General features: G+C 76.6%; 1 protein-coding gene and 1 pseudogene. Both read left to right on the plus strand.

The window, feature by feature from the left end; translation table 11 throughout:
- A partial coding sequence (locus VR45_RS29395) for a pyridoxal-dependent decarboxylase (protein WP_045942899.1) occupies positions 1–1,463 on the plus strand: 1,463 nt, incomplete at its 5' end.
- An 89-nt stretch (positions 1,464–1,552) separates the two neighbouring features.
- Positions 1,553–1,857 (plus strand): annotated as a pseudogene (locus VR45_RS29400) (GNAT family N-acetyltransferase); the annotation flags it as partial.

The following is a 1,857-nucleotide window of genomic DNA, read 5'->3' on the forward strand; positions in this document are numbered from 1 at the left end:
CCACCTGGAGCCGCCGCATGACCTCCGACGACTTCCGCGCCGCCGCGCACACCGCCGCCGACCTGGCCGCCGACCACCTCGCCGGGCTGGCAGCCGGCCCGGTCTGGCAGCCGATGGACGAGGCCGCCCGCCGCACCCTGCTGGACGCCCCGCTGCCCGCCGCCGGCCGTCCGCTGGACGAGCTGCTGGCCGCCGTCGGCCGCGACGTCCTGCCGTACCCGATGGGCAACGGCCACCCGCGCTTCTTCGGCTGGGTGAACTCCGCGCCCGCCCCGGCCGGCGTGCTCGCCACCCTGGCCGCCGCCGCGATGAACCCCAGCTCGGCCGGCGGCGACCACGCGGACGTCCACCTGGAGCGGGCCGTGGTCCGCTGGATCGCCGAACTGGTCGGCTTCCCGCACCCGCCCGGCGGCGGGCTGCTCACCTCCGGCACCTCGATGGCGACCATCGTCTGCCTCGCCGCCGCCCGCAACCGGGCCGCGCGCGCCGCCGGGTGGGACGTCCGCGAGGACGGCCTGGCCGGGATGCCGCCGCTGGTCGGCTACGTCACCGGCGAGACCCACTCCTGCGTCCGCAAGGCCGCCGAGCTGCTGGGCCTCGGCAGCAAGCACCTGCGCGCCGTCGCCACCGGACCGGACGGCCGCCTGGACCCCGCCGGGCTGCGCGATGCGATCGCCCGCGACCGGGCCGCCGGACTGCTGCCCTTCCTGGTGGTGGCCTCGGCCGGCACGGTCGGCACCGGCGCGGTGGACGCCTTCGACCCGATCGCCGACCTGTGCGCCGAGGAGCGGCTCTGGCTGCACGTGGACGGCGCCTACGGGGCGTTCGGCGTGCTGGACCCGGAGATCGCCCACCGCTACGCCGGGCTGGCGCGCGCCGACTCGCTCGCCCTCGACCCGCACAAGTGGCTCGGCGTCCCGGTCGACTGCGGCTGCGCGCTGGTGCGCGACCCGGCCGAGCTGCGCGCCGCCTTCAGCCTCGTCCCCTCCTACCTGCGCGACGAGGCGGCCGGCGAGCTCGGCTGGTTCTCCGAGTACGGCACCGAGCAGACCCGCCCGTTCCGCGCCCTCAAGGTGTGGGCGACCATCGCCCACCGGGGCCGCGACGGTCTGGCCGCCGACATCTCCCGGACCACCGCACTGGCCCGCCGGCTCGGCGAACTCATCACCGCCGACCCGGAGTTGGAACTCCTCGCCGAGGTGCAGACCTCCATCGTGGCGTTCCGCCTGCGCCCCGCCGGCCGGACCGGCGGGACCGGCCGTACCGACGAGGCCGCCCTCGACGCCCTCAACCGCGAGCTCCCCGCCGCCGTCCAGCGCCGCGGCCGCGCCTTCCTCACCGGCGCCCGCCTCGACGGCCGCGAGATCCTCCGCGCCTGCCTCCTCAATCCCGCCACCACCGAGGAGGACCTCGCCGTCCTGCTCGCCGAAGTGAAGGCCGCCGGGCGCGAGCACTCCGGGTGACCGGCGACGGTGATCGAGTCACGGCACCATTAACCGCGGGGTCACGGAGGATTCGTGATCGTGAAACACGGAAGCGGCAGATTGATGGCATGGAGCGCACCGAGCAGCTGACGTCCACGACCGATCCGACCACGACCCCCTCCCGTGCCCAGCGCCGCGGCCTCCGCGGCCACCGCTGGCGTCGCGACGCGGTGGAGCTCTCCGCCGTCTTCCTCTCGGTGACGGCCGCCGACCTGGTGGCCAAGCTCGTGGTGCACGGACCGGACGGGCCGGCGGTGCTGGCCGTGTCCGCCGTCGCGCTGCTCGCCACCGCGCTGTTCCACACCTGGTGGGCGCACCGCCACCAGTTGCACGGCCCCCCGGCGCCGGACGCGCCCGCGCCGCCGGGGGCCGC

The organism is Streptomyces sp. NRRL S-495 (genome assembly GCF_000966955.1).
Lineage (GTDB): Bacteria > Actinomycetota > Actinomycetes > Streptomycetales > Streptomycetaceae > Kitasatospora > Kitasatospora purpeofusca.